The following is a 21,532-nucleotide window of genomic DNA, read 5'->3' on the forward strand; positions in this document are numbered from 1 at the left end:
TAGGCTGGCCGCAGGCCAAAGCTGACATCACAGACCCATGATCAGGACAGCGTCATGACGGAACAATCTAATGCCCATTTCCAACGCAGTATGCAGACGCGCCATTTAGTCATGCTGTCATTGGGTGGGGTGATCGGGACCGGTTTATTTTTGAGTTCGGGTTATACCGTTCAACAGGCCGGGCCTATTGGCGCGGTTTTAGCTTATCTCGTTGGGGGCATTGTCGCTTGGTTAGTGATGATGTGCTTGGGTGAGTTAGCGGTTCACATGCCTGATTCGGGGGCCTTTAGTGCTCATGCCAGCCGTTATATCGGCCCCGGCACGGGGTATGTCGTGGCTTGGCTCTATTGGCTGACTTGGACGGTGGCCTTGGGCTCTGAATTCACCGCAGCCGCGGTCTTTATGGGGCGTTGGTTTCCTGATATTCCAGGCTGGTATTGGAGTGCCTTGTTTGCCGCGATTGTGTTTGCGGTGAACGCGCTGACGTCACGTTTTTTTGCGGAATCCGAGTTTTGGCTGTCACTGATTAAAGTGATCGCGGTGGTGGTCTTTGTCTTGGTCGGCGCAGCGGCCATTATCGGCTGGGTGCCATTGCATAATGTGCAAGGGGCGGAAGTCGCTTCGCCAGGTTTGTCCGCGTTATGGGGCGAAGGAGCGATGCCGCCGAGCCTGCTGGCGATTGGTACGACACTGCTCGCGGTGATGTTCGCCTTTTCCGGTACCGAGCTGATTGGTATTGCCGCAGGCGAAACAGTGGACCCCGCACGCAATGTGCCCAAAGCCATTCGCGCCACCTTATGGCGACTGATGTTATTTTTCGTTGGCACTATCGTGGTGATTGCGGCCTTGTTGCCTCAGGATCAAGCCGGGCTCAGTGAAAGCCCTTTTGTCGCGGTCTTCCAGCGACTGGGGGTTCCTGGGGCGGCTGATTTGATGAACTTTGTCATCATTACGGCGCTGTTGTCAGCGGCTAACTCAGGGCTTTATGCCTCAGCCCGTATGCTGTGGACCCTGGCGGATCAAGGGACGCTGCCCAAATCCCTCGGGCGCCTCAATAAACGGGGCATTCCAATGAATGCCTTGTTATTGAGTATGATCGGGGGCCTGGGGGCTTTATTTTCCAGTGTGTATGCCGCTGAAACCGTTTATTTAGCGCTGGTGTCCATTTCCGGATTAGCGGTGGTGGTGGTATGGATGGCGATTGCACTCAGTCAGTTTAACTTCCGCCGTCAATATCTACGCCAAGGGGGGCGCTTAGAGGATTTGGTATACCGCACGCCAGGCTATCCCTGGGTGCCATTGCTGGCGTTTGCGTCCTGTTTAGCGGCCTGTATCGGGATTGCCTTTGATCCACAACAGCGGGTGGCTTTGTATTTCGGCGTGCCTTTTATTGGCTTGTGTTACTTGGTCCATTTTGTTCGCCATCGTCAGGCTGATGCTCACGCTTCTTCCTCTCTCGCGGCTTATCAGGAGCCTATTGAATGACGACATCAAACCCGATTCAGACGCTATTACAACAAACGCCTTTTATGTTGATTGATGGCGCGCTGGCGACAGAATTAGAAGTCTTGGGCTGTGACCTTAATGATGCGCTTTGGTCGGCGCGATTACTGGCAGAAGCGCCTGAGAAAATTCGCCAAGTTCATCAGGCCTACTTTGAGGCCGGAGCCGATTGCACCATTACCGCCAGTTATCAGGCCACGGTGCCTGGGTTTATGCAGGCGGGTATGAGCGCCAGTGAAGCCCGCGCTTTGATCCAGCGTTCGGTGACGTTGGCCCAAGAAGCTCGCGATGCGGTCTGGCAGCCCGATCAATTGGATCGCCCGCGCCCGCTGATCGCTGCTTCAGTGGGGCCTTATGGGGCCTACCTCGCGGATGGCAGTGAGTACCGCGGGGGGTATGACCTGGATCGAGCCGGCTTGGTTGAATTCCACCGGGAACGCTTGGCGTTGTTGTTAGCCGCCGGGGCGGATCTGCTGGCGGTCGAAACCTTACCGTCATTGGATGAGGCGCTCGCGATTACCGATTTACTGGCCACTCACCCTGAAGCTCAGGCTTGGATCACCTTCTCTGCTCGGGATGGAGACTCGATCAGTGATGGCACCCCCATTGCTGAATGTGCGGCGGCGTTGGCGTCATGCCCAGGCGTGGCGGCCATTGGCGTCAACTGCACCGCGCTTCCCCATATTGAGTCATTAATCCGGGCGATACGAGGAGCCTGTGACCTGCCTATCCTGGTCTATCCCAACTCAGGAGAAACCTATGATCCGGTGAGTAAAACTTGGCACCCGGCGGCTTGCTCTGATCATGCCGATGGGCCGTCGGGGTTGCGGCAAGGCGCACCTCTGTGGCTGGCGGCCGGGGCGGCGGGCATTGGCGGTTGTTGTCGAACCGGGCCGGAGGATATCCGTGCGTTGGCTCAGTGGCGTCATGAGCTTTGTGAGTAGAATCGAATCACCTCAACTTTTTTATATTGCACTGTCATGGTGCGACTCAAGGTATCGGGCATAGTCGTGTGGGCGATAGGTGTGTGGGCGATAGGGCCATGGGATGACCACAAAAGCGCGCCCACGGTGGGGCCATTATGATACGTTGAGTGAGTCAGTTGTTGCCTATGATCAGGGAGGAGAATGGGTTGGCCTGTAATTTGCTTTTGCCATAGCGCGAAGCATGGTTCGTAACAGGCCTCACTTCGCCTGATCCAGGCATTGTCGCATGATGTTAATGCTCGGTCGTTAAACTACTGCTGATGTTTCTGGAGCGAGCCCTCGCACAATAAAACAGGCTGGATACCGGATGTATCCAAGTTGAGGATAGTGCAATGAACAATAATCAATTGAAGCCCACGCTCGGCACACTGCATCTTTGGGGGATTGCCGTCGGTCTGGTGATTTCTGGCGAGTATTTTGGTTGGAGTTATGGTTGGGGAATTGCCGGGACTTTGGGCTTTCTGGTGACCACTTTGTTGATCGCCACCATGTATACGTCATTTATCTTTAGTTTTACCGAGTTAACTACTGCCATTCCTCATGCGGGGGGGCCTTTTGCCTACAGTCGCCGCGCTTTTGGTGAAACCGGCGGTTTGATCGCCGGTATGGCGACCCTGATCGAATTTGTGTTTGCGCCTCCGGCGATTGCGATGGCGATCGGCGCCTACCTGAATGTTCAATATCCCCAGTTGGATCCTAAATATGCGGCAGTAGGCGCCTATCTGGTGTTTATGACGCTCAATATTTTGGGGGTCAAAATTGCGGCCATGTTTGAGTTGTGCGTTACCTTGTTGGCTGTTTTTGAGCTACTGGTGTTTATGGGCGTCGTGTCGCCGGGGTTCAGTTTTAGCAACTTTGTGGCGAATGGTTGGGCCGGTCATGATGAGTTTGATGGTGCTGCCATCACCGGTATCTTTGCCGCTATTCCTTTTGCGATCTGGTTTTTTCTGGCTATTGAAGGTGCCGCTATGGCAGCGGAAGAAGCCAAAGATCCGAAGCGTACGATTCCGAAAGCCTATGTCGCTGGTATTTTGACCTTGGTCTTTTTGGCCCTCGGTGTGATGGTGATGGCCGGTGGCGTCGGAGATTGGCGCACCCTGTCTGATATTAATGATCCATTACCGCAGGCCATGAAAATGGTCGTGGGCGAGCACTCAAACTGGATGCATATGTTGGTCTGGATTGGCCTTTTCGGCCTGATTGCCAGTTTTCACGGGATTATTCTGGGCTATTCGCGCCAGTTTTTTGCGCTGGCCCGTGCCGGTTACTTGCCCCAATCTTTGGCAAAACTTTCACGCTTTCAAACGCCCCATCGCGCCGTGATTGCCGGTGGGGTGATCGGTATGCTGGCGGTACTCAGTGATGGCCTGTTTGACTTGCAAGGCATGAGTTTAACCGCCGCCATGATCACCATGGCGGTGTTCGGGGCGATCGTGATGTATATCATGAGTATGTTGAGCTTATTCCGTTTACGCCGCACTGAGCCGCACCTGGATCGCACTTATCGTGCGCCGGGTTATCCGCTGATTCCGGCGGTGGCGCTGGCATTATCGTTGGTTTGTTTAGTGGCGATGGTGTGGTTCAATCCCGTGATCGCGACCCTTTTTGTACTGTTGATGATGATCGGTTATCTCTATTTCATCATGACCAAGACGCAGCGCGAGAATGCCCCGCAGGATGCGCTGCTCAATAGCGATTGACCGAGATTATCGCGCTTAGCATGATGTGACTTCGCCCCCTCGACATCCTCTGGCGTCGAGGGGGCGGTTTATTTGAGCGTACCGATAAGCCGCCGTGAGGTGACCCTGGGGACATCGCCATGGCGCATGTCTTCTGAAAGCGTGGAGTGAGTGCTGTTGGATAGTTTTTGGATCGGTGGTCTGTGGGGCATCTTGGGCCTTTGTTTGGGCTCTTTCCTGAATGTGGTGGTGGCGCGGTTGCCCGTGATGATGGCCCAGCGCTGGCATGCGGAGGCGTGTGAGGCATTGTCGATGCCTGAAGAGGCGCCCACGGAGCCCTTTAACCTAGCGGTGCCCGCTTCCCATTGCCCTCATTGTCAAACCCCTTTGCGCTGGCATGACAACCTGCCATTAATCGGCTATCTCAAGCGCCGTGGGCGTTGTGCTCATTGTCAGGGGCCCATCAGCATGCAGTATCCGTTGGTTGAGTTGGCCGGAGGGTTACTGGGCTTAGTGGTGTGGTGGTGGCAGGGCAGTCACTTGATGTCGTTGGCTTTATTCGGCGCTTGCTTAGCTTTGCTGGCGCTGGCATTGATTGATGCCAGAACTCAACTACTCCCTGATGCCTTGACCTTGCCCCTGCTTTGGGCTGGACTGCTGTTTCAATTGTGTTTTCAGCCGTGGCAACTGAGTACCGCCGTCATCGGGGCCATGTCGGGCTATCTCTCCTTATGGAGCCTTTATTGGGCGTTCCGTCTGTTGACGGGGAAGGAAGGATTAGGCTACGGCGACTTTAAATTATTAGCCGCGCTGGGCGCCTGGCTCGGCTGGCAAGTATTGCCCCTGTTATTACTGTGGGCTGCGGCTGCCGGTATTGTGATCGGTGGTTTATGGCAATGGCGGCATCCTGACCAACGCGGTCAACATCTGCCTTTTGGGCCTTATTTGGCGGGGGCCGGGATTCTTTTTCTGATCACCGGTGATGCGATCATGCAAAGCTATGCCCGCTGGATCTTCGGTTGATGCCCCCGAAAGCGGCATTACATCCGCCTCAGCCCCCAGATAAAATAAGCCCCCCCGATCAGTGCGGCGACTAACCCGGCGGGGAGGTCATGCGGAAAGAGTAATTGGCGTCCTAATGCATCTGCCAGGACCATCAACAAGGTGCCCAAAAGCCCCGCCCCCAACAGTTGCCAGCGGGCACGGACCAACCCCATCAAACGCGCCAGGTGCGGTGCCAGCAAACCGACAAAAGATAAAGGGCCGACAATCAGTGTTGCCCCTGCCGTTAGCACGGCGACGACCAGTAACAGTAGCAGTCTGGCCTGGTTGAGTGGGACACCCAGTGCACGGCTGGAGGCCGAGCCCAGGGGGAGTAGATCAAGCCAACGCTGCAGCGGCCAGACGATGGCGACCATGACCAATGCCAATCCCGCAGCACCTAACGCCATCGATGCCGTGACGTAGTAAGTGGAGCCCGTCATCCAGGCCAACGCTTCTTGAGCTCTTGGATCACCTGAGGCCAGGATCATCCGCACTAAGGCATCCATCACGGCCCCCATGGCCACCCCAGCCAATAGCATGCGTTCAGGCGCAAATTGATGGCGCCGAGTCAGCGCTAAAATGAGCCCTAACGTCAATAGTCCGCCACCGGCTCCGATCGCAATACGGCCTAAGCTATGTTCACTGGGCAGGACAAATAGGCTGAGTAACAGGGCAATGGCACAGCCACTGCTAATCCCCAACACTTCGGGGCTGGCCATCGGATTACCGGATAAACGCTGCAAGAGTGTCCCCGCCAGAGCCAGCATTAAACCGCTGGCCGCTGCAGCGATGACACGAGGCCAGCGCCACTCCAGCAGTGATAACTCTTTGAGCCAATACCAGCCTTCAATATCTTGTCCGCAAAAGAGTGCCAGTAAGATCAAGCCCAGCAAGCTGCCTGCCATGACCAGGACGAGGCGTTGCGGTGCCGGGTGTCGGTAGGTGGTCGGGCTTAGATGGTGCTGTGGGGGGCTATCCGTTAATGAGAGCTTGGGAATGAGCCACAGCAGCAGCGGGGCTCCGAGGGCACCGGCAACCGCGCCAGTGGGAATAATCACCGGCAGTAACCCCGTAAGTGACTGAACGAACCAATCCGTGGCGACCAGTAATCCTCCTCCCAGTAAAGCCGATCCGATCAGCCGGGAACTCAGTGAGCGGATACCTGCAAGCCGCACAATATTCGGCGCGGCTAACCCAATAAACCCAATGATGCCGACGAAACTGACCAGCGTCGCGGTGATCCAGACGGCGATGGCTAAGCCACCTAAACGCAGCGTGCGCACCGAAATGCCCAGGCTGCGAGCACTGGCGTCATCCAGTTCCAACAAGCGTAAAGGGCGTAACAACAGGAGCGCCGCCAGCACACCCAAGGCCAGGCGCCAGCTGACACTGACCGTATCGGCCCAGCCATTTTGGGCCAGCGATCCTGCCGCCCAGACTAATAACCCACTCATGGCATCCTGGTTGAACAGCAGTAACGCGGTGGAGAGGGCGCCCAGATACAGATTGACCACCAGCCCGGCCAGCACCACCACAATCGGGGCCAGTGAACGCCGCCAAGAGAGCGCCATCACAATAGCGACGGCCAAGCCACCGCCGACCAACGCGACCCATTCGCGGCCCAAACTGAGTAGCCCTGGTGCCCACAAGGTTGCCATTGTTAGGGCTAAATTGGCGCCTGTGCTGACCCCCAAAGTGGTGGGTGAGGCGAGTGGATTACGCAGCAGTTGTTGCATCAATACGCCCGCGATCCCCAATCCCGCCCCGGCTAACAGGGCCATGGCCAGCCGAGGCCACCACACATAGTGAGCCAGTAATTGCTGGGGCTGATCGATACCGGGGGCAATCAAGCCCTGCCAAAGCACGCCCGAGCCCCCTTGTTGAGGCAGCTGCCAGGAGAATAAGGCGATCAGTGCCAATATCAGGACCACGGGGATGAAGGGCAAACGGCGGACATAGGCCAGTGCGGATGAACTCATTCGGTGGCCTCTTCTGATCTCTGGTTCATGGCTTTTGAGGGGCGTTTGAGGGCTTGAACTAAACCTGTTGCGAAACGTTGCGCCGATGGGAGTCCGCCCCATGACCAGAAATTAATCGGCACGACGCGATGATCACCCCGTTGAGCACTGGCCCAGTATTGCCACACCCCTTGGGATAACAGCTGCTGTTGCAACCCCGTTTCAACATAAGGGCTTTCCAGCAGAATTAAGCGGGCATTGAGCTGAAAAACCTGATCAGCGGTGGTCTGCACAAAGCCCCAGCGACCGAGAGGTTTTGTCCACGCATTGGTGAGCCCTAGGCGTTTGAGCACCATGCCCTCCAGACTGCCGGGGCCGAAAATACGCAGGTGGCGCTCGTCAATCAGCCTGACCAGCAGCAGCGGCGACTTCACCGCCGCGACCTGAGCTTTCAGCTGGTCCATCTGTTGTTGCGTTTGCATGATCAACTGTTGCGCCGCGTGTGGATCTTGCACACGGCGCCCCAGTGCACGGGTCATATTTTCTATGGTGAGCCAGTCGTCTGGGGCGGTTTCGGCAAAGTGATAGAGGCGGAACGTCTCTACTGGGGCAATAGGCGTCAGCTTAGGAATTAAGTTCGTGTGGGCGGGGGGCGAGATGAGAATCGCATCGGGTTTTTGACTGGCCAGATACTCGAAATTGGGTTGAAAACGCCCCCCCAAATTGGCGGTCTCGGGAGGGAATATGCCGGTTTGCCGAGCGTAATGCTGGTAACCGTCCAATCCGGCTTGGGCCACAGGGGGATGCCCTAATGCATTTAATGTCTCGCCTAAAGCGAAATCAAAAGTGGCTAACCGCGGGGCCGCCACTGATGATAGCGCCCATCCGCTTGCTGCCAAGCCTAATAAAAGCCCCAATAATGTGGCGATACGCCTCATCGCTTGATGCATCCTTTCCATTGTGATGATGGTCTTATGCGTTGCGAAATGGTCTTATCCTCGTAACGCGATTTTGATGTATTTGAAAATGAGAAATCCTAGCATTAAATCAAGTCAGGCGTAATGGTGTTGGGTAAACGGGCGGGCTGTTATGTGAGGGTTCTGGCGGGCTTTAGGGCAAGGCATGCCGACTCACCCCTTGGCGGGGGAGTCGGGCTTGCGGTGAAGGCGTGTGTTTGAGGGGTTAGGCCGGGGTCAGGGTGTTGCTGCCCGCTTGACTTTGCCAGCTGGGGCCTTGGGTCAGGGTGTAGTTGCGGTTGGCGATGTTGTCGATAAAGTACCAAGTGCCTTGGGCACGGGTCTCATTAAAGTCGACCAGCAAGAAGCCGCGATGGCTAAGGTCGGCATAGCGCAAATCATCGACCAGCAATGCCATGGCTTGGGCCAGCATTTGACTGTCGACCCCTTGTAGATACACTTCTAACCCGGGTGAGCTGACTGAACTGGTGGCCATTTCGACCCCGACGGGGGTGCCGTCTTGTAAAGTCATTTGTGAAGCCCAGGCATTGTGCGTATCACCGGCGAGCACGACCAGGTTACTCTTTTGGGCATTAAACAAGTTGAGCACTCGTTCCCGCGCGACGGCGTAACCATCCCAGGCGTCTAAGTTGTAGGGAAGTTGTGTATTTAAGCGCGCCTGTTCTTCGGCCGTTAAAGTCTCGCCTTGTTGTTGGCGTTGTTTTAATGCGACCAGTGTTTGCAGCAGCGCTTCCATGTCGGTGGGTTGGGCTTGTCCGCTATACACCGCTTGCAGCTGGAAGAGTAATTCGACCGGTAATGTCATGCGAGCCATCAGGACTTGCTGCCCCAAGACCTGCCAGCGTGAATTTGCGCTTTGCATGAGCGCACTGCTGAGCCAGTTCAGCTGCTCTGTACCGACCAGTTGGCGGCTACTGTCGGTCAGTGCGGCGGCTAGCGCGGCCTGGTCAATGGCGCCGTTATTGCTCATGAAATCGCTATAACTGAGTTGTTCGTCGCGGGCGATAATGCGCGTATCGAGCATTTGCAGCGCGACCAGGTCACCGTATTGGAAGCTGCGATAGATAATGGTGTCATCGTCTTCGTGGGCGGGGCGAATCGGTAGCCACTCGAAGTAGGCCTGAAGCGCCGCGGCTTTTCGGGTATCAAAATCGCCCTCGCCTGGATTATGGTTCTCTGCCCCTTCTTTCCAGGTATCGTTCGCCACTTCATGGTCATCCCAGATCACAATCCAGGGCAGCCGCGCATGCAAATCCTGTAAGTCAGCATCCGTATGGTAGAGCGCGTAGCGTTGACGATAGTCGCTGAGCGTCAAGAGCTCGGTATCTTGTCCAGCCGGTAGTGCCCGGTGTTCGGTGAGACCGCTATAGCCACCCGTGCCATATTCGTAAATATAATCGCCCAGGTGCACCAGTGCATCCAGCGACTGCTCATCGGCGATCTTCTGAATCGCGTTATAGACGTTGAAATAACCTGCTGGATAATTGGAGCAGCTGACCACGGCCAAGCGGACTTGATCGGTGACCGTCGGTAGCGTGCGGGTGATGCCGGTGGGAGAAACCGTACCGCCGACCTTGAAACGATAAAAATAGACGCTATCGCTACTGAGATTGCGGACATCGACCTTGAGCGTAAAGTCGTGATCTGCTGTGGCCTGCATTTCACCATTATGAGTCAGCTGGGTGAACCCGGCATCTTTGGCCACTTCCCATTGCAGTGTGACCGATGTCTGTCCGACTTCTGGGGTGACGCGAGTCCAGATGATCACGCCATCAATTAAGGGGTCACCACTGGCAACGCCATGACGGAAGCTGACATTCTGATCATCGCCATCTGAATGACTATCGTGGTCACTGCAGCCGGCGATGCCTAATGAAAGGGTGAATGCGCCTGCGGTCAGTGCAGACGCTTTTAGAAAGTCGCGACGAGACAGTTGTGGCATGACAAGGTCCTCTAACGAATGCGTCGATTCGAGCCTCGGGCGTCAGGAGGTGGGCTCCAATCTGGGTGGTCGTAATCTGAACGGGATAAAGAAGATGGCATGCTACTGAGTGATCATGTCGGTAACATGACCGTTTGATGCTGCGAGGTCATGGCGCCAGTGTGTCCTGTACTGGCCCCAACTTGTTCCCCATTACCAGTGCAGTTTTTGATCAATGTGACGGGGATCGAGTTGTGCATTGGCCAGTTTAATCAGGGCGGCCAGAGGATGGCCGGGCGCGATATGGCCATTGATTTGGCCTTCTCCGCCTTGAGGTTGAAGGCTCAGTTGCCCATTCAGTTCGATCGTCGGTGGGGTGGCCAGCTGTAGGCTGAAGGTGAGTGGGGCCGGGTTATCTTCGGTGGCCTGGCAGCTGACGCTGAGGCGACTCTGTGCCAGCTGCACGGGCTCGGGCAGATGTAAGGTGATGTCGTGGCTGCTGAGCCCCCCTGAGGCTTCGAGGCAGCGTAACCCTCGTGTCCGGATCTGCATGCGCCCGCCCCAATCCCCGGTGACTTGCATTGGCCAGCGATGCATATCGACGGCGGCCATTTCTCCGCCGACCAGCTGCCATTCAAAGGTCCAGCCCTTTCTCATCAGGCTGAGCTGCCAATCCTGTCCGAGCCGGATATGGCTGGGCGTCAGCAGGTTGAGTTGCCACTGAATCGGCCCTAACGCTAAAGGCCAGCCTTGACGGGGCTTGATCTTAAGCTGCTGGACTTGTCCATCGAGCAAACGCCCACTGACATGATTCAGCTCGATCTGTGGTGGCAGTAAGGCGGTCCAATAGTGGAGGGGGCTATTGAGTATCAGCGTGACGATAAAGACCAGCGCGGTGGCGATGATCATGATCCCTTGCCCTACATAGCGCATCACTGTGGCTCCTGCTCTGACGGTTTCGGAAGGGGGGCCTTATCTTGAGTCTTCATTGTTTGACGAGCCGTTTTTTGACGAGCCGTTTTTTGACGAGCCATTGTTTGACGAGCGATGGCCTGAAGATTCATAAACTGTGCTTGCCAGTGCCAACCCTCGGCTTCACGACTGAGTTGGTAGGTATAAGGCCAAAGTCCTTGTTGTGCTGCCCAGCGGCTGAGTTGTTGAAAGTCTCCAGGTTGGCTGAGCAGTCCGCTTAATTGCCAGCCGTCAGGCGTGGTCTCAAGGCGTTGAATCACCACACCCTGACGTGAGGCGGCGGTTCGCCAATCGGGAGAAGTGAGTTTGGGTTGTGGCGGCAGCCGCGTAAGGGCTTGCTCGATCAGCGCGGTTGATGGGCTCGCTTGGCCTACGCTGCGGTTGGGCCAATGATCAACTAACAGATAGCCGCCGAGCAGCACGATAAGGCTCAGTCCCAACAGCAGACGGCGGCGTTCACTGGTGGGGCGGGCCTGCCAGGTTTGGCGTAATGATGAGATGTGGGCGTTCATGGTGATGCCTTCCCCATTGTGTTGTCCGTGCCAAGGTCCGTTGTTGTGGCGGTGTCTGTTGTTGTGGCGGTATCCGCTGATGGGGCTGGTGTCAGTGGGCGCTGTAGGCTAACGGTCGTCGGCGAGACGGCTAAAGTGCCCAGCTGTGCCATGGTGGCCTGTGTTTCGGCCGATAGGGGCTTGTCTTGTGGCCACGTTAAGGTGATGTGATCGGTGTCGACGGAGAGTTGAGCCAACGGCGGCCAGGATGCAGGCAGCTGGGCTCGAATCTCGTTGAGTGAGGCATCGATCTGTTGCTGGCGTTGTTGTTGAGCCGCCAGCGCGGCTAAGCGTTGGCGAATGGCGCGAGCGCTCTGCTGTGAGGGAATGTCGCGCTCAGCCAGCGCCAAGGTGCGCTGTTCAGCGCTGCTGTGATCGTTTTGCCACTGCTGTGCACTACTGAGCCCCCAGTGACTCAGGCCGAGTAATGCGACCGCCAGCAGGCTCCGCCTGAATGGTTGGTATCCTGGCCGGTCGGAACACTTCAATTGTTGCTGCCAACGGCGTAGTGATGACATGCCAGGCTGGTGGAGGGGGGCAAGGCGTGGACAATCACAGGGCAGTTGTTGCGCCATCAGTGCTAACCATTGGCTGATCGACTGTTGTTTGTCCTGATAGGGGCCGTCCTGATCGGGGCCGTCCCCATGTTGACTGTCCCAATGAATGCGCCAAGTTTGATCATGCCATTGCGGCGGCAGCTGGGCTTCAAGTGCACGGGGCCAGCACAGCCACTGTGTGGGCGATTTGATCAGCCAATAGTCGGGATGCCCGGTGACGCTGAGCGTGCCGGTGGTTTCGGGGTAGGGCTGTAGCTGGAGGGGGCTACTCCAATGGTGGAGCCGAATATTGAGCGATTGCGCCCAGCCTTGCCAGGCGGCCAAGCGATCTCGTTCGGTGACTAATAGCGATAAGGGTCTGGACTTGACTGCATCGCTGTCCTGTTCAAGGGCGTCATCGTGTTTGGGGGCATCATCGCTTTTAAGGGCGGCGATAACCAAGTTGTCAGGGTCTTCTGGAGTGACGTCTTCTAAGAGTAGAGGCCATTCCTTGGGCTTGATCCCTTTGGGGGCGGTGACCTTAAAAAAACTGACGTGTTGGGCCGGTAATAATAAGACCGTGCGAGATTGTTGACTCAGCTGCGCCAAGGCGTGCCAATCGCGCTCTGCACTGTGTGGATCAAGTTGGCCCCATTTTATTAAGGATGACGATGACCCCGGTTGGCATTGCCCCCAATAGAGTGACGCTCGCCCTTCGGGCGCTTCAGATTCAACCGGTAGTATCAGCAGCCAGGGTTTCACCGGCTTTTGTTTGATCGCGCGGAGGCTTATCCGCAGGGGCTTGAGTCGAATCATGGTGTCTTCTCTTCTGGTACCTGTTCTTGTCGTGCTTTCGCTGGTCGCATCTGCTTTTGTGATGAGCCCTCTTGTGGCGGCGTCATCCAAGCGCTGACATCCCCTTCATGGCGCGCCAGTATGCGCACTCGGGCGGCGGGCATTTTGGGGGCCCAGGCGCTCACTCCTTCGGCTTGCATCAGGCGGGTGAAATTGAATGTTGAGGGGCCGAGGGTGAGGCGAATGTGCAAACGAATGTAGTCGGGGGTGAGGGTGAGACGGCCGCCTTTTTCCGTGAGCCATTGATCATCACTGCCTAGGGCCGATTTCACTTCATCAAGGTTGTTGTAACCCGTGGCCGGACGGGCGTTAATCAGCCGGATCAAGGTGCTTTGTGCCACTTCGCCGTTAAACAGCGCATTCATCAGGGGAAGGTCGTCCAGCGTGACGCTATTGAGGTTGAGGCGCCAAGCACTGGTCTCTGGCAACACACATAATTGGGGGAGTTGTAAAAAACGTTGTGTGTCCAGTGGCGCAATCCAGTTCAGTTCGCTGATATCGGCCATGAGTGTATCGCCCGTGACCCTAGGGGGCTCTTGCCGTGTGTAATCGGTGCCTTCCAGGCTATTCGAACGGGCTTGGCTATCGGCATCGACCCAGTCAGCGATGCGTGCGGCTAATGTGTCAGCGCTTAATGGGCCAATGCCCTGGGGGTAGGTATCGTTCAACAGTTGTCGCAGTTGGCTGAACGCTAGATCATGTTGCCGACCGGCGAGGGTGTTGAGGTTAAAGCAGGTTCGCATGTCCTCAATGACCATCTTGATCTCACCTTCATCGGTGGGATAGTCAATCGGCCGCCCACGCAAGGTCTGCCACCATAAACTGGCTTGCCGAACGGCGGCGTCAGTCAGTGCACGCTGGGCAATGATCTCGGCACCATTGGCATAAAATTGCGCTTGAGTTTCGGCCTGTAGCAGGCTTAACCGCTCAATATCACGGCGGCCGTCGAGGGACATTTGAGCCAGTAAAGTGCTGACCAGTGCGAGGCACATCAATACCATCAAGAGGGCAACGCCGCCTTGACTGCGGAGATGGCGCGGATGCGTTTGGCCTAGGGCACGAGCCCTCATCGCGCTGGTTGTTTGGGGAGCGGCTTTCATAGGATTGATCCTCATGGCGCGGTATCCGGAAGCCGTACCAGCATTACTTGATCTTGGCCCGCTCGACGCCAATTGAGACGGACGCCTTGCGTTGTGGCCGAAGGCGTCGGTCGCCAGCGGGCGCCATCATAAAACGCGATATCAAATTGGGTGACGTGTTCGAGCTGGGCCACGGTTTGCCATTGCAATGGATTGATCGCATCCAATAGGCCATTACTACTGAGCACCAGTCGTTGTTGTCGGGCTTGCCAATGGAGTTGTTGACGGCGTAAACGGGTGTAGTGATCGCCGACTGGCAATGGCCAATCATCAGCACTGACCCAGCTTAATCGGTGTGGCGACGGTTCATAGTCGAGTGCTTGGTTCAGTTGGGCTTGGCCTTGAATGTGTAGCGCCCGTGGGGTGAGTCCTGCTAGACGCCTTGAGAGCAGCCGCATAAAGCGGCTATCACTGACGTGTGGCTGGCTGCGGGCCAATTGGTCACGACTGTCCACCAGTTGGCTGACCAAGGCGGCTACGGCGATCCCAATCAGGGCGGTCAGAGCAATCGCAATGACGACCTCTAGTAAGGTAAAGCCTTGCTGACACCTTCGTCGCGCGCCTTTGTATTGAAGGCGCTGGCCGCGGATGACCGATGCAGGACGGAGGGGGATATGGCCGGTGTTGATCACCCTGGGTATGCGGATCATGGGGATGCGGATCATCGTGCAGGCGCTAAAAAGAGCGTGAATGACACCACCGGGTTAAGGCGTTCCGGTTCGGCAAACAGGGTGAGTTTGCCGCGGCGTAATCGTTTGACCGGGGTATTGCTGACTTTCAAGCGCCAATAGCAGGGCACTCGTTGGCCGCCGGTTTTTTGACCTTCATGACGCCCCGTTGAGGGCCAGTAATGGGTCAGTTGAAATTCTGTTTCCAATGCCCGGGCGCACTGAATCAGCGGTAGTCGCTGGCGTTCGGTCAGCGCGATTTCGGTGCGCTGATGTAAGGTTTGGCTGACGATCGTAGCGATCAATGCCAGTATCAGCAGCGCTAACATGACTTCAAGCAAAGTGAATCCTGCCTGGTGGGCGTGAGATGACGGTGCCCATAAGGTTTTCATCGGTCTCATCCGCGGGCCTCAGGAGGGGCTATTCTGAAGATGAATCCCCAGCCCATCGATCCGCCATTGCTGGCGCAATGATGCGGTGTCGCGAGCGGGTATTTTGAGGGTCACTGTGGCGCTCAGGACCTCACCGTTCGGCCACCAGATTAACCAAGGCGTACTGTTTGCTGAATCTTGTGATGGGGCCAGCGGCATGGCGGGGGTGCGGGTGAGCAGCACGGGTTGAGACCATTGCCGGGCTGGCAGCTGTCGGCCCTGAAGCGGTTGCCACTGGCCTTGTCCGGGTTGAGCGGGGTCGACCGCCCAGACCACAAACCGATAGCCTTGAGCCGAGACTTGCCAGCCGATGATCTGTTGCTCTCCCATCGCCATATCGGCCGCTAAGCGCCAATCACTTTCGAGTTGCTTCAGCTGCGTTTGTGCCTGCTGCGACTCACTGCCTGCCAACCAGGCCACACTGAAACTGGCGGCCAAGCCCATAATCACGAGCACGACCATCAGTTCCAGTAAGGTGAAGCCGCGTTGCATGGTCATAGCATCCAGTTACCGATGTCGGCATCTAAGTCTTCGCCGCCAGGCTGGCCATCTGCGCCCAGCGAATAAATATCCAGACGACCGTGTTCGCCGGGGCTGCGATAGTGATAGGGATTGCCCCAAGGATCATCGGGTAAACGGCGGATATAGCCTTCGCGGTCATAGTTTTGAGGCTCTGGCGCACGGCTCGGTTTACTGACCAGTGCCGCCAAGCCTTGATCGGTGGTGGGATAGCGATAGTTATCCAGACGATAGCGATCCAACGCCTGCTCTAGGTTGGCAATATCCGTGCGCACCTTTTGCTGCATGGCATCGTCTTGGCTGCTGAGGACGTTCGGGGCAACGATCGCCACCAGCAGCCCCATAATGAAGATGACGACCATAATCTCCAGCAGGGTAAACCCTTGTTGGTCTTGGCCGAGGCGACGGGGCTGTGGTCGAGTGAATCGGGGTTGCATCATGGTCTGATCTCACTTGGTCTGTCGGTGAAAGCGCTTATGGCGGTATGGGGTTGTGAATATGAATCGGCTACATATGCATGGCGCCATTGAGGCGCATAATGGGCAGCAGGATGGACAGTACGATGGTCAGGACAATCCCGCCCATGGTCAGAATCAGTAACGGCTCAAACAGGGCGAGCGCGGTGTCGACGCGACGGTTAAAGGTGGTTTCTTGGGCGACGGCAATGCGCTCTAGCATGGTGTCGAGTTGGCCACTGGCTTCGCCGCTGGCAATCATATGGCGCAAGGTGGGGGAAAAATAACCGGTTTGCGCGATCGCTTTGTTGAGTGCTACGCCGGTTGCCACTTGATCTCGAATCTGTTCGACCGCCGTGCGCATACACTGATTGCCTAAGGTATCGCGACTGACTTTCAAGGCTTCGAGTAGATCAATGCCGCTGCGGGTTAAAATGGCCAGGGTCCGTGTTAGCCGGGCGGTATCCAGCAATTTGAGTAATTCGCCTAATCGCGGCAAACGTAAGAGTTGCTGATCCCAGCGGGCCCGCACGGTCGGGTATTGCAGCGCCTTGCGGCCGATCAGTCCCATGATCAGTAGGACAATCACCAGTGCTGGCCCCCAATGCTGGAGCCCTTTAGAGAGGCTGATCATGCACTGGGTCAGCATGGGTAACGCCATATCCGAGCGTTCGAACTGGGCGGCCAGCTTCGGGACCACATAAGTCATCAGGCCGATCACCACGGCAATACACACGCAGATCAGCACCAGCGGGTAAATCAGTGCGGTGCGCGCTTTTTGACGTTGCTGCTGATTGCGTTCTAAGTGATCCGCTAACCGTTCCAGTACTTGGGCCAGTCGTCCGGCTTTTTCCCCCGCGGCCACCAGGGCGCAATACAATGGGCTGAAAGTGCTGGGATGAGCTTTCAAACTATCGGCCAAGCTATACCCCTCTCGTACGCGCTCGACAATGGCGATCATCAGTGAGCGGGTGGACGTTTTGTCCGCCTGTTCGGCCAGTGCATTTAAGGCATCGCCCAAGGGAATGCCTGCTTCGACCAAGGTCGCCAGCTGTCGCGTCAGCAGTGACAGTTGTTCTGTGCTGATTTTCGTTTTGCGCGAGGAGCGCGTGTTTTGCGCGGTCACCGGCGTCAGCTGGCGAGGAAACAAGCCAAGATCACGTAATTGCTGCCGGGCTTGGCGCTCACTCTCGGCCTGAAGCATGTCGCGCCGTTTTTGCCCATCAGGTGTGAGCGCGAGATAGCGATAAGTGGGCATTAGTCATGACCTCTCAGTGTGGTCTGGCGGAGGGCCTGTTTCATCATGGTCTGTGTCATTGATATACAGTCATTGATATACAGTCATTGATATACAGTCATTGATAGACCCTCATTGGTAGACCGCCCGCAGCACTTCATCGATGCTGGTTTTCCCGTGCAGCACTTCTCGGGTCGCGGCATCCATGAGGCTGTCATGGTGTTGAAAGGCGTAGCGGGCGAGCTCTGCCTCCGATGCGCCATCGTGAATGAGTCCGGCCAAGGTATCGTCGATGGCAATAAACTCGTAAAGACCGAGGCGGCCTTTATAGCCGGTGTTATCGCACTGTTCGCAACCTTGGGCGTCGGCAATGTCATGGTCGGGTCCCAGGCCGGGCATCTGGTTGCATTCTGTGGCGGTGGGGCGACGCCAGTGATAACAGGCCGGGCAGAGTCGCCGTACGAGCCGTTGTGCCATGACGCCCTTAAGGCTGGTGGCCAGCAGAAAAGGCTCAATCCCCATATCGCGTAATCGAGAGATCGCCCCCAGTGCGCTATTGGTATGCAGTGTTGAGAGCACTAAATGCCCGGTAAGGCTCGATTGCACCGCAATGGAGGCGGTTTCCAAATCACGAATTTCCCCGATCATGATGACATCGGGGTCTTGCCGGAGAATGGCGCGCAGGCCACGCGCAAAGGTCAGCCCCGCATGGGGGTTGACCGGCGTTTGACCAATGCCGGGGAGGGCATATTCAACCGGGTCTTCCACCGTCAGAATATTGCGCTGTTGATCATTGAGGCTGATCAAACTGGCATAAAGGGTGGTGGTTTTACCGGAGCCGGTCGGGCCGGTGTTCAATAAAATGCCATTAGGGCGTTGCAGCGCGGTTTTGTAAGCCTTTAAAACGGCCGGTGGCATGCCAATGTGATCCAGCTCAAGCAGGGCGGCTTGTTTATCCAGTAATCGCATCACCACCCGTTCGCCATGGATACCCGGCAGGGTCGAGACACGAATATCAACCCCGCGACCTGCTGTGCGCACGGTGATACGGCCATCTTGTGGTTGGCGTTTTTCGGCAATATCCAGTTTCGCCATGACCTTGATGCGAGAAATCAGCATTGGCGCCAACAGTCGTGGCGGACGTAAAGCTTCACGGAGACGGCCATCGACCCGCAGCCGCACCACCAAGGCTTCTTCGAAGGGTTCCACATGGATATCCGAGGCCCCAAGGCGCAAAGCTTCTGAGAAAACACCATTGATCAGGCGAATCACCGGGGCTTCATTTTCGCTGTCGAGGAGGTCTTCGCTACTGGGAAGGGCCTCCATTAAGCTGTCGAGGTCGACGTGATCGGCCAGATCCGCCATAAGCGTTTCTGCGCTCGCCCGAGCCGCATCGTAATGGCGGCCTAAACGCCGTTCAAAATGGCTGGGGCTGAGCCACTCACAGGCCAACGGAGCCCCCAGTCGACGCTGAATATCCTGCAGGATGTTGAGATCCGCATCATCACGGCAGTAAAGCTGATAGCCATTGGCCTGAGGTTCGATTAAGAGACCCGCTTTGAGCGCCATACGATACGGCAGTGCGGCCTGCGCCATCGCGCCTGTGTTCATGGCGCCAGACTCCCTAACCGTTGACGGGCATTCGGATACAGTGACTGCCAATCCACCGACTGCTGGGCTGACCACTCGGGCAACACATAAGACCCTTCGATGCCACTGAGGAGTTGTTGCGCTCGCATATAACGATATTTTTCACCGGTGGCTTGATCCAGACTTTCGGCATCACGCAGCACGCGCGCTCGGATAAAGACCATCAGGTTTTGTTTGTCGCGGCTATTATCGGTATAGCGAAAGAGGCTGCCGATCAAGGGAATGTCGCCCAAAATCGGCACCTTCTGCTGGGCCCGACTGCTGTTATCGCTCATCAAGCCGCCGAGTACGATAATGCCGCCATCTTGCGCCAGTACGGTGGTTTCAATTTCGCGTTTATTGGTGACCACATCGCTGGCGGTGACGTTGTCGGCAATGGAAGAGACCTCCTGGGTGATCTCCATCCGGATCGTGTTGTCAGCACTGATGGTGGGTTTGATATTCAGGCTGACCCCGACATTTTGGCGTTCAATGGTCTGATAAGGGTTGGCGTTATTGACCGTCGTTGAGCCGGTCACAAACGGCACCTCTTGACCGACCAGAATATGCGCTTCGGCGTTATCCAATGTGGTTAACGAGGGGGTTGATAACAGGTTGGTTTCGGTATCACTGCGCAGGGCATTGAGTAGCATGGCAAAGCTGATGCCGCTATCACTGATGCGGCCGACTCCGGCAGTCAGGCCATTCAGCTTGCCCAGTAAGCTGCCCAGTGCGGAGTTGTCTTTGTTCGCTGCGGCGGCGGCAATCTGCGCAATCCCAGGTTGGCCGGAGGTGGGCATATTGATGCCACCCACAGGAATGGTGCCTTTCCCACTGGTATCGGCGAAGAGCCACTGTACACCCAGCTGGCGCGCTCGACTTTCGCTGATTTCGGCAATAATGGCTTCGACAGCCACTTGGGCTCGGCGGATATCAAGCTGTTTGATAATGCTTTGATAGCGATCCAGATCAGCGCCTGGCCCGGTCAAAATCAACGCATTGGTGCCCGGATGCACCGCCAGTGAGACGCCATCACGTTGAAAGCCGCTACTGGTGGCGGGGGCGGTGTCTTGGGGATCGTCACTGTTGCGGGCCGCACCTGAGGAGATGCTGGCGCCGAGTGAGGCGTCACTGTTGTCGCCTGATTGCAAGTTGTGAAGCACGTCCAAGACTTCACTGGCATCGGCATGACTGAGGTAGATGACTCGCGTATTGGTGTCTTGTCGCTGGGGGGTGTCTAAAGCGGTGACTAACGACTTCACGCGCGCTCGGCCGTTGTCACTGCCTAAGACCACTAGGGTATTGGTGCGCTCATCGGCCACCAGTTGCACATTGAAGCGCCCTTGACGGCTTAGCAGCTGAGTCAGGGTTTCTGTCATATTTTTGGCGTTGGCATGGGCCAGCGGCAAAATATCGACCTGGGGTTCACGATGGCGATCAATCAGTTGGGCCAATCGGCTTAAACGGTCGAGATTATCCTGCCAGTCGGTCATGATCAGCAGGTGGCTATCCGGATAGGGGGTGAGTGTACCGACACGAGTATCGACCAGCGGCTGTAATAACGCGGCCAGTTGCCCGGCCTCCAGGTAGCGAGTTTCGATCACACGGGTGGCGATCACTTGCCCTTGATTGTGTGCCTGATCGCCCACTGGTAACGGTTGCGTGCGAGCGATTTGATCCGGTACCACTTTTAAGCTGCCATCGGGGAGCGCCACCGTGGCAAAGCCGTTGACCTGGAGCGTATTTTGAAACACCCGATACAGTTCTTCGGCGGTCAGGCGGCGCTGACTTTTTAGGGTGATCTGGCCTCTGACTCGGGGGTCGATAATAAAGCGCTTATGGGTAATACGGCCGACGCTATGGACGAACTCAGGGATCTCGACTTGATTGAAATCCAGCGTATAGCGTTGTTCGGCGTTAGGTTCTGCTGTCTTGTCCGTTGCGGCTTCTGCCTCAGCGGCTTCCACTCCAGTGGTTTCTGCCCAAGCCATTGAGGTCCAAAAGATTGAGACCCCGCTGATGCTGATCCCGCAGGCCAACACTAACGATGAGAGGATCGCTTTCATAGCGTGGGCTCCGTTTGGGTCATGGTCTCGGGCCAGGGCAGGCGTTCTTGTTGGTTTTGGTGATTCAGAATCAAACCCTGTGAGGTGATGTCTTCTAGGGTGACTTGCGGCATCAGGAGGTCACCGGTCATGGCTGTGATTTGTCCTTCAGGTGTGCTCAGTACAACCAGCGATTGGTTGAGTTGAGGGGCTTGAACCATGCCCTGAAGGGTGAGGGGCAACTGTGTCAGCGGCAGTTGCTGGCGCGGCGCCTGTTTCGATTCCGACCAGAAGGCGAATGCGACAGGTGGCATGGATTCGGTCGTGAACGGGCGCTCAATGACGTGCACCGGTTGCGTGGGTTCGGACATAAGATGGGCGATATCCGCAATGACATGGGCGCTGAGCCAAGCGATGAGGAGCCATA

19 protein-coding genes are annotated in these 21,532 nt (G+C 56.5%); 4 read left to right on the forward strand and 15 right to left on the reverse strand.

The window, feature by feature from the left end; all coding sequences use genetic code 11:
• Positions 1-54: 54 nt before the first annotated feature.
• The 4 genes from BFW38_RS16410 to BFW38_RS16425 all read left to right on the forward strand — a co-directional run bounded on the left by BFW38_RS16410 (position 55) and on the right by BFW38_RS16425 (position 5,191).
• Positions 55-1,485: an amino acid permease gene (locus tag BFW38_RS16410; RefSeq protein ID WP_068999860.1), complete on the forward strand. Its 1,431-nt coding sequence runs from the start codon at positions 55-57 to the stop codon at positions 1,483-1,485.
• Complete coding sequence (gene mmuM / locus BFW38_RS16415) at positions 1,482-2,447, forward strand: homocysteine S-methyltransferase (protein ID WP_068999861.1); 966 nt, start codon at positions 1,482-1,484, stop codon at positions 2,445-2,447. The genes BFW38_RS16410 and mmuM overlap by 4 nt, the downstream gene beginning before the upstream one ends.
• 374 nt (positions 2,448-2,821) lie before the next feature.
• On the forward strand, positions 2,822-4,189 hold the full coding sequence (gene eat, locus BFW38_RS16420) for an ethanolamine permease (RefSeq protein ID WP_068999862.1): 1,368 nt from the start codon (positions 2,822-2,824) through the stop codon (positions 4,187-4,189).
• A gap of 156 nt (positions 4,190-4,345) precedes the next feature.
• Positions 4,346-5,191, forward strand: a complete 846-nt coding sequence (locus BFW38_RS16425) for a prepilin peptidase (protein WP_245686179.1) — start codon at positions 4,346-4,348, stop codon at positions 5,189-5,191.
• Between the two features lie 17 nt (positions 5,192-5,208).
• Here BFW38_RS16425 and fhuB read toward each other — a convergent pair whose 3' ends face one another.
• The 15 genes from fhuB to BFW38_RS16500 form a co-directional block, all read right to left on the reverse strand.
• The gene (fhuB, locus tag BFW38_RS16430) at positions 5,209-7,191 is read right to left on the reverse strand and encodes a Fe(3+)-hydroxamate ABC transporter permease FhuB (protein ID WP_068999864.1); all 1,983 of its coding nucleotides are present in this window, start codon (positions 7,189-7,191) and stop codon (positions 5,209-5,211) included.
• Entirely contained in the window at positions 7,188-8,108 is a 921-nt protein-coding gene (locus tag BFW38_RS16435) for an ABC transporter substrate-binding protein (protein WP_175401005.1), read from the reverse strand. The genes fhuB and BFW38_RS16435 overlap by 4 nt, the downstream gene beginning before the upstream one ends.
• Positions 8,109-8,352: 244 nt before the next feature.
• A complete protein-coding gene (locus tag BFW38_RS16440; RefSeq protein ID WP_068999866.1) occupies positions 8,353-10,089 on the reverse strand; it encodes an alkaline phosphatase D family protein in 1,737 nt (578 codons plus the stop codon).
• A gap of 192 nt (positions 10,090-10,281) precedes the next feature.
• Positions 10,282-11,001 (reverse strand): hypothetical protein, encoded by a 720-nt coding sequence (locus tag BFW38_RS16445; RefSeq protein ID WP_068999867.1) that lies wholly within the window; start codon positions 10,999-11,001, stop codon positions 10,282-10,284.
• Positions 11,001-11,552 carry a hypothetical protein gene (locus BFW38_RS16450; protein ID WP_068999868.1) on the reverse strand — a complete coding sequence of 184 codons (552 nt, stop codon included), beginning with the start codon at positions 11,550-11,552 and terminating at the stop codon, positions 11,001-11,003. Before BFW38_RS16450 ends, BFW38_RS16445 begins: the two co-directional genes overlap by 1 nt.
• A complete protein-coding gene (locus BFW38_RS16455) occupies positions 11,549-12,943 on the reverse strand; it encodes a hypothetical protein (RefSeq protein ID WP_068999869.1) in 1,395 nt (464 codons plus the stop codon). The genes BFW38_RS16450 and BFW38_RS16455 overlap by 4 nt, the downstream gene beginning before the upstream one ends.
• Positions 12,940-14,082: a type II secretion system minor pseudopilin GspK gene (gspK, locus tag BFW38_RS16460; RefSeq protein WP_068999870.1), complete on the reverse strand. Its 1,143-nt coding sequence runs from the start codon at positions 14,080-14,082 to the stop codon at positions 12,940-12,942. Before gspK ends, BFW38_RS16455 begins: the two co-directional genes overlap by 4 nt.
• A gap of 11 nt (positions 14,083-14,093) precedes the next feature.
• Positions 14,094-14,771, reverse strand: coding sequence for a PulJ/GspJ family protein (locus BFW38_RS16465; RefSeq protein WP_175401006.1), 678 nt, complete (start codon positions 14,769-14,771; stop codon positions 14,094-14,096).
• A gap of 11 nt (positions 14,772-14,782) precedes the next feature.
• On the reverse strand, positions 14,783-15,181 hold the full coding sequence (locus BFW38_RS16470; RefSeq protein WP_068999872.1) for a type II secretion system protein GspI: 399 nt from the start codon (positions 15,179-15,181) through the stop codon (positions 14,783-14,785).
• Positions 15,182-15,199: 18 nt separating this feature from the next.
• Positions 15,200-15,712, reverse strand: a complete 513-nt coding sequence (locus BFW38_RS16475) for a prepilin-type N-terminal cleavage/methylation domain-containing protein (protein ID WP_068999873.1) — start codon at positions 15,710-15,712, stop codon at positions 15,200-15,202.
• A 2-nt stretch (positions 15,713-15,714) separates the two neighbouring features.
• Entirely contained in the window at positions 15,715-16,179 is a 465-nt protein-coding gene (gene gspG, locus BFW38_RS16480; RefSeq protein ID WP_218186441.1) for a type II secretion system major pseudopilin GspG, read from the reverse strand.
• 67 nt (positions 16,180-16,246) lie between these two features.
• Positions 16,247-17,452, reverse strand: a complete 1,206-nt coding sequence (gspF, locus tag BFW38_RS16485; RefSeq protein WP_068999874.1) for a type II secretion system inner membrane protein GspF — start codon at positions 17,450-17,452, stop codon at positions 16,247-16,249.
• Positions 17,453-17,563: 111 nt separating this feature from the next.
• Entirely contained in the window at positions 17,564-19,042 is a 1,479-nt protein-coding gene (gene gspE, locus BFW38_RS16490) for a type II secretion system ATPase GspE (RefSeq protein WP_084004728.1), read from the reverse strand.
• Complete coding sequence (gspD, locus tag BFW38_RS16495) at positions 19,039-21,126, reverse strand: type II secretion system secretin GspD (protein WP_245686180.1); 2,088 nt, start codon at positions 21,124-21,126, stop codon at positions 19,039-19,041. Before gspD ends, gspE begins: the two co-directional genes overlap by 4 nt.
• Positions 21,123-21,476, reverse strand: a complete 354-nt coding sequence (locus BFW38_RS16500; RefSeq protein ID WP_175401007.1) for a type II secretion system protein N — start codon at positions 21,474-21,476, stop codon at positions 21,123-21,125. Before BFW38_RS16500 ends, gspD begins: the two co-directional genes overlap by 4 nt.
• Between the last annotated feature and the right edge of the window lie 56 nt (positions 21,477-21,532).

The organism is Terasakiispira papahanaumokuakeensis (genome assembly GCF_001709345.1).
Taxonomy (GTDB): domain Bacteria; phylum Pseudomonadota; class Gammaproteobacteria; order Pseudomonadales; family Halomonadaceae; genus Terasakiispira; species Terasakiispira papahanaumokuakeensis.

Excerpts from the sequence above, each read along its gene's own strand:
- BFW38_RS16410 (WP_068999860.1), top strand. The coding sequence starts at position 55 with ATGACGGAACAATCTAATGCCCATTTCCAACGCAGTATGCAGACGCGC.
- mmuM (WP_068999861.1), top strand. The coding sequence starts at position 1,482 with ATGACGACATCAAACCCGATTCAGACGCTATTACAACAAACGCCTTTT.
- eat (WP_068999862.1), top strand. The coding sequence starts at position 2,822 with ATGAACAATAATCAATTGAAGCCCACGCTCGGCACACTGCATCTTTGG.
- fhuB (WP_068999864.1), bottom strand. The coding sequence starts at position 7,191 with ATGAGTTCATCCGCACTGGCCTATGTCCGCCGTTTGCCCTTCATCCCC.
- BFW38_RS16435 (WP_175401005.1), bottom strand. The coding sequence starts at position 8,108 with ATGAGGCGTATCGCCACATTATTGGGGCTTTTATTAGGCTTGGCAGCA.
- BFW38_RS16440 (WP_068999866.1), bottom strand. The coding sequence starts at position 10,089 with ATGCCACAACTGTCTCGTCGCGACTTTCTAAAAGCGTCTGCACTGACC.
- BFW38_RS16445 (WP_068999867.1), bottom strand. The coding sequence starts at position 11,001 with ATGCGCTATGTAGGGCAAGGGATCATGATCATCGCCACCGCGCTGGTC.
- BFW38_RS16450 (WP_068999868.1), bottom strand. The coding sequence starts at position 11,552 with ATGAACGCCCACATCTCATCATTACGCCAAACCTGGCAGGCCCGCCCC.
- BFW38_RS16455 (WP_068999869.1), bottom strand. The coding sequence starts at position 12,943 with ATGATTCGACTCAAGCCCCTGCGGATAAGCCTCCGCGCGATCAAACAA.
- gspK (WP_068999870.1), bottom strand. The coding sequence starts at position 14,082 with ATGAAAGCCGCTCCCCAAACAACCAGCGCGATGAGGGCTCGTGCCCTA.
- BFW38_RS16465 (WP_175401006.1), bottom strand. The coding sequence starts at position 14,771 with ATGATCCGCATACCCAGGGTGATCAACACCGGCCATATCCCCCTCCGT.
- BFW38_RS16470 (WP_068999872.1), bottom strand. The coding sequence starts at position 15,181 with ATGAAAACCTTATGGGCACCGTCATCTCACGCCCACCAGGCAGGATTC.
- BFW38_RS16475 (WP_068999873.1), bottom strand. The coding sequence starts at position 15,712 with ATGCAACGCGGCTTCACCTTACTGGAACTGATGGTCGTGCTCGTGATT.
- gspG (WP_218186441.1), bottom strand. The coding sequence starts at position 16,179 with ATGATGCAACCCCGATTCACTCGACCACAGCCCCGTCGCCTCGGCCAA.
- gspF (WP_068999874.1), bottom strand. The coding sequence starts at position 17,452 with ATGCCCACTTATCGCTATCTCGCGCTCACACCTGATGGGCAAAAACGG.
- gspE (WP_084004728.1), bottom strand. The coding sequence starts at position 19,042 with ATGAACACAGGCGCGATGGCGCAGGCCGCACTGCCGTATCGTATGGCG.
- gspD (WP_245686180.1), bottom strand. The coding sequence starts at position 21,126 with ATGAAAGCGATCCTCTCATCGTTAGTGTTGGCCTGCGGGATCAGCATC.
- BFW38_RS16500 (WP_175401007.1), bottom strand. The coding sequence starts at position 21,476 with ATGTCCGAACCCACGCAACCGGTGCACGTCATTGAGCGCCCGTTCACG.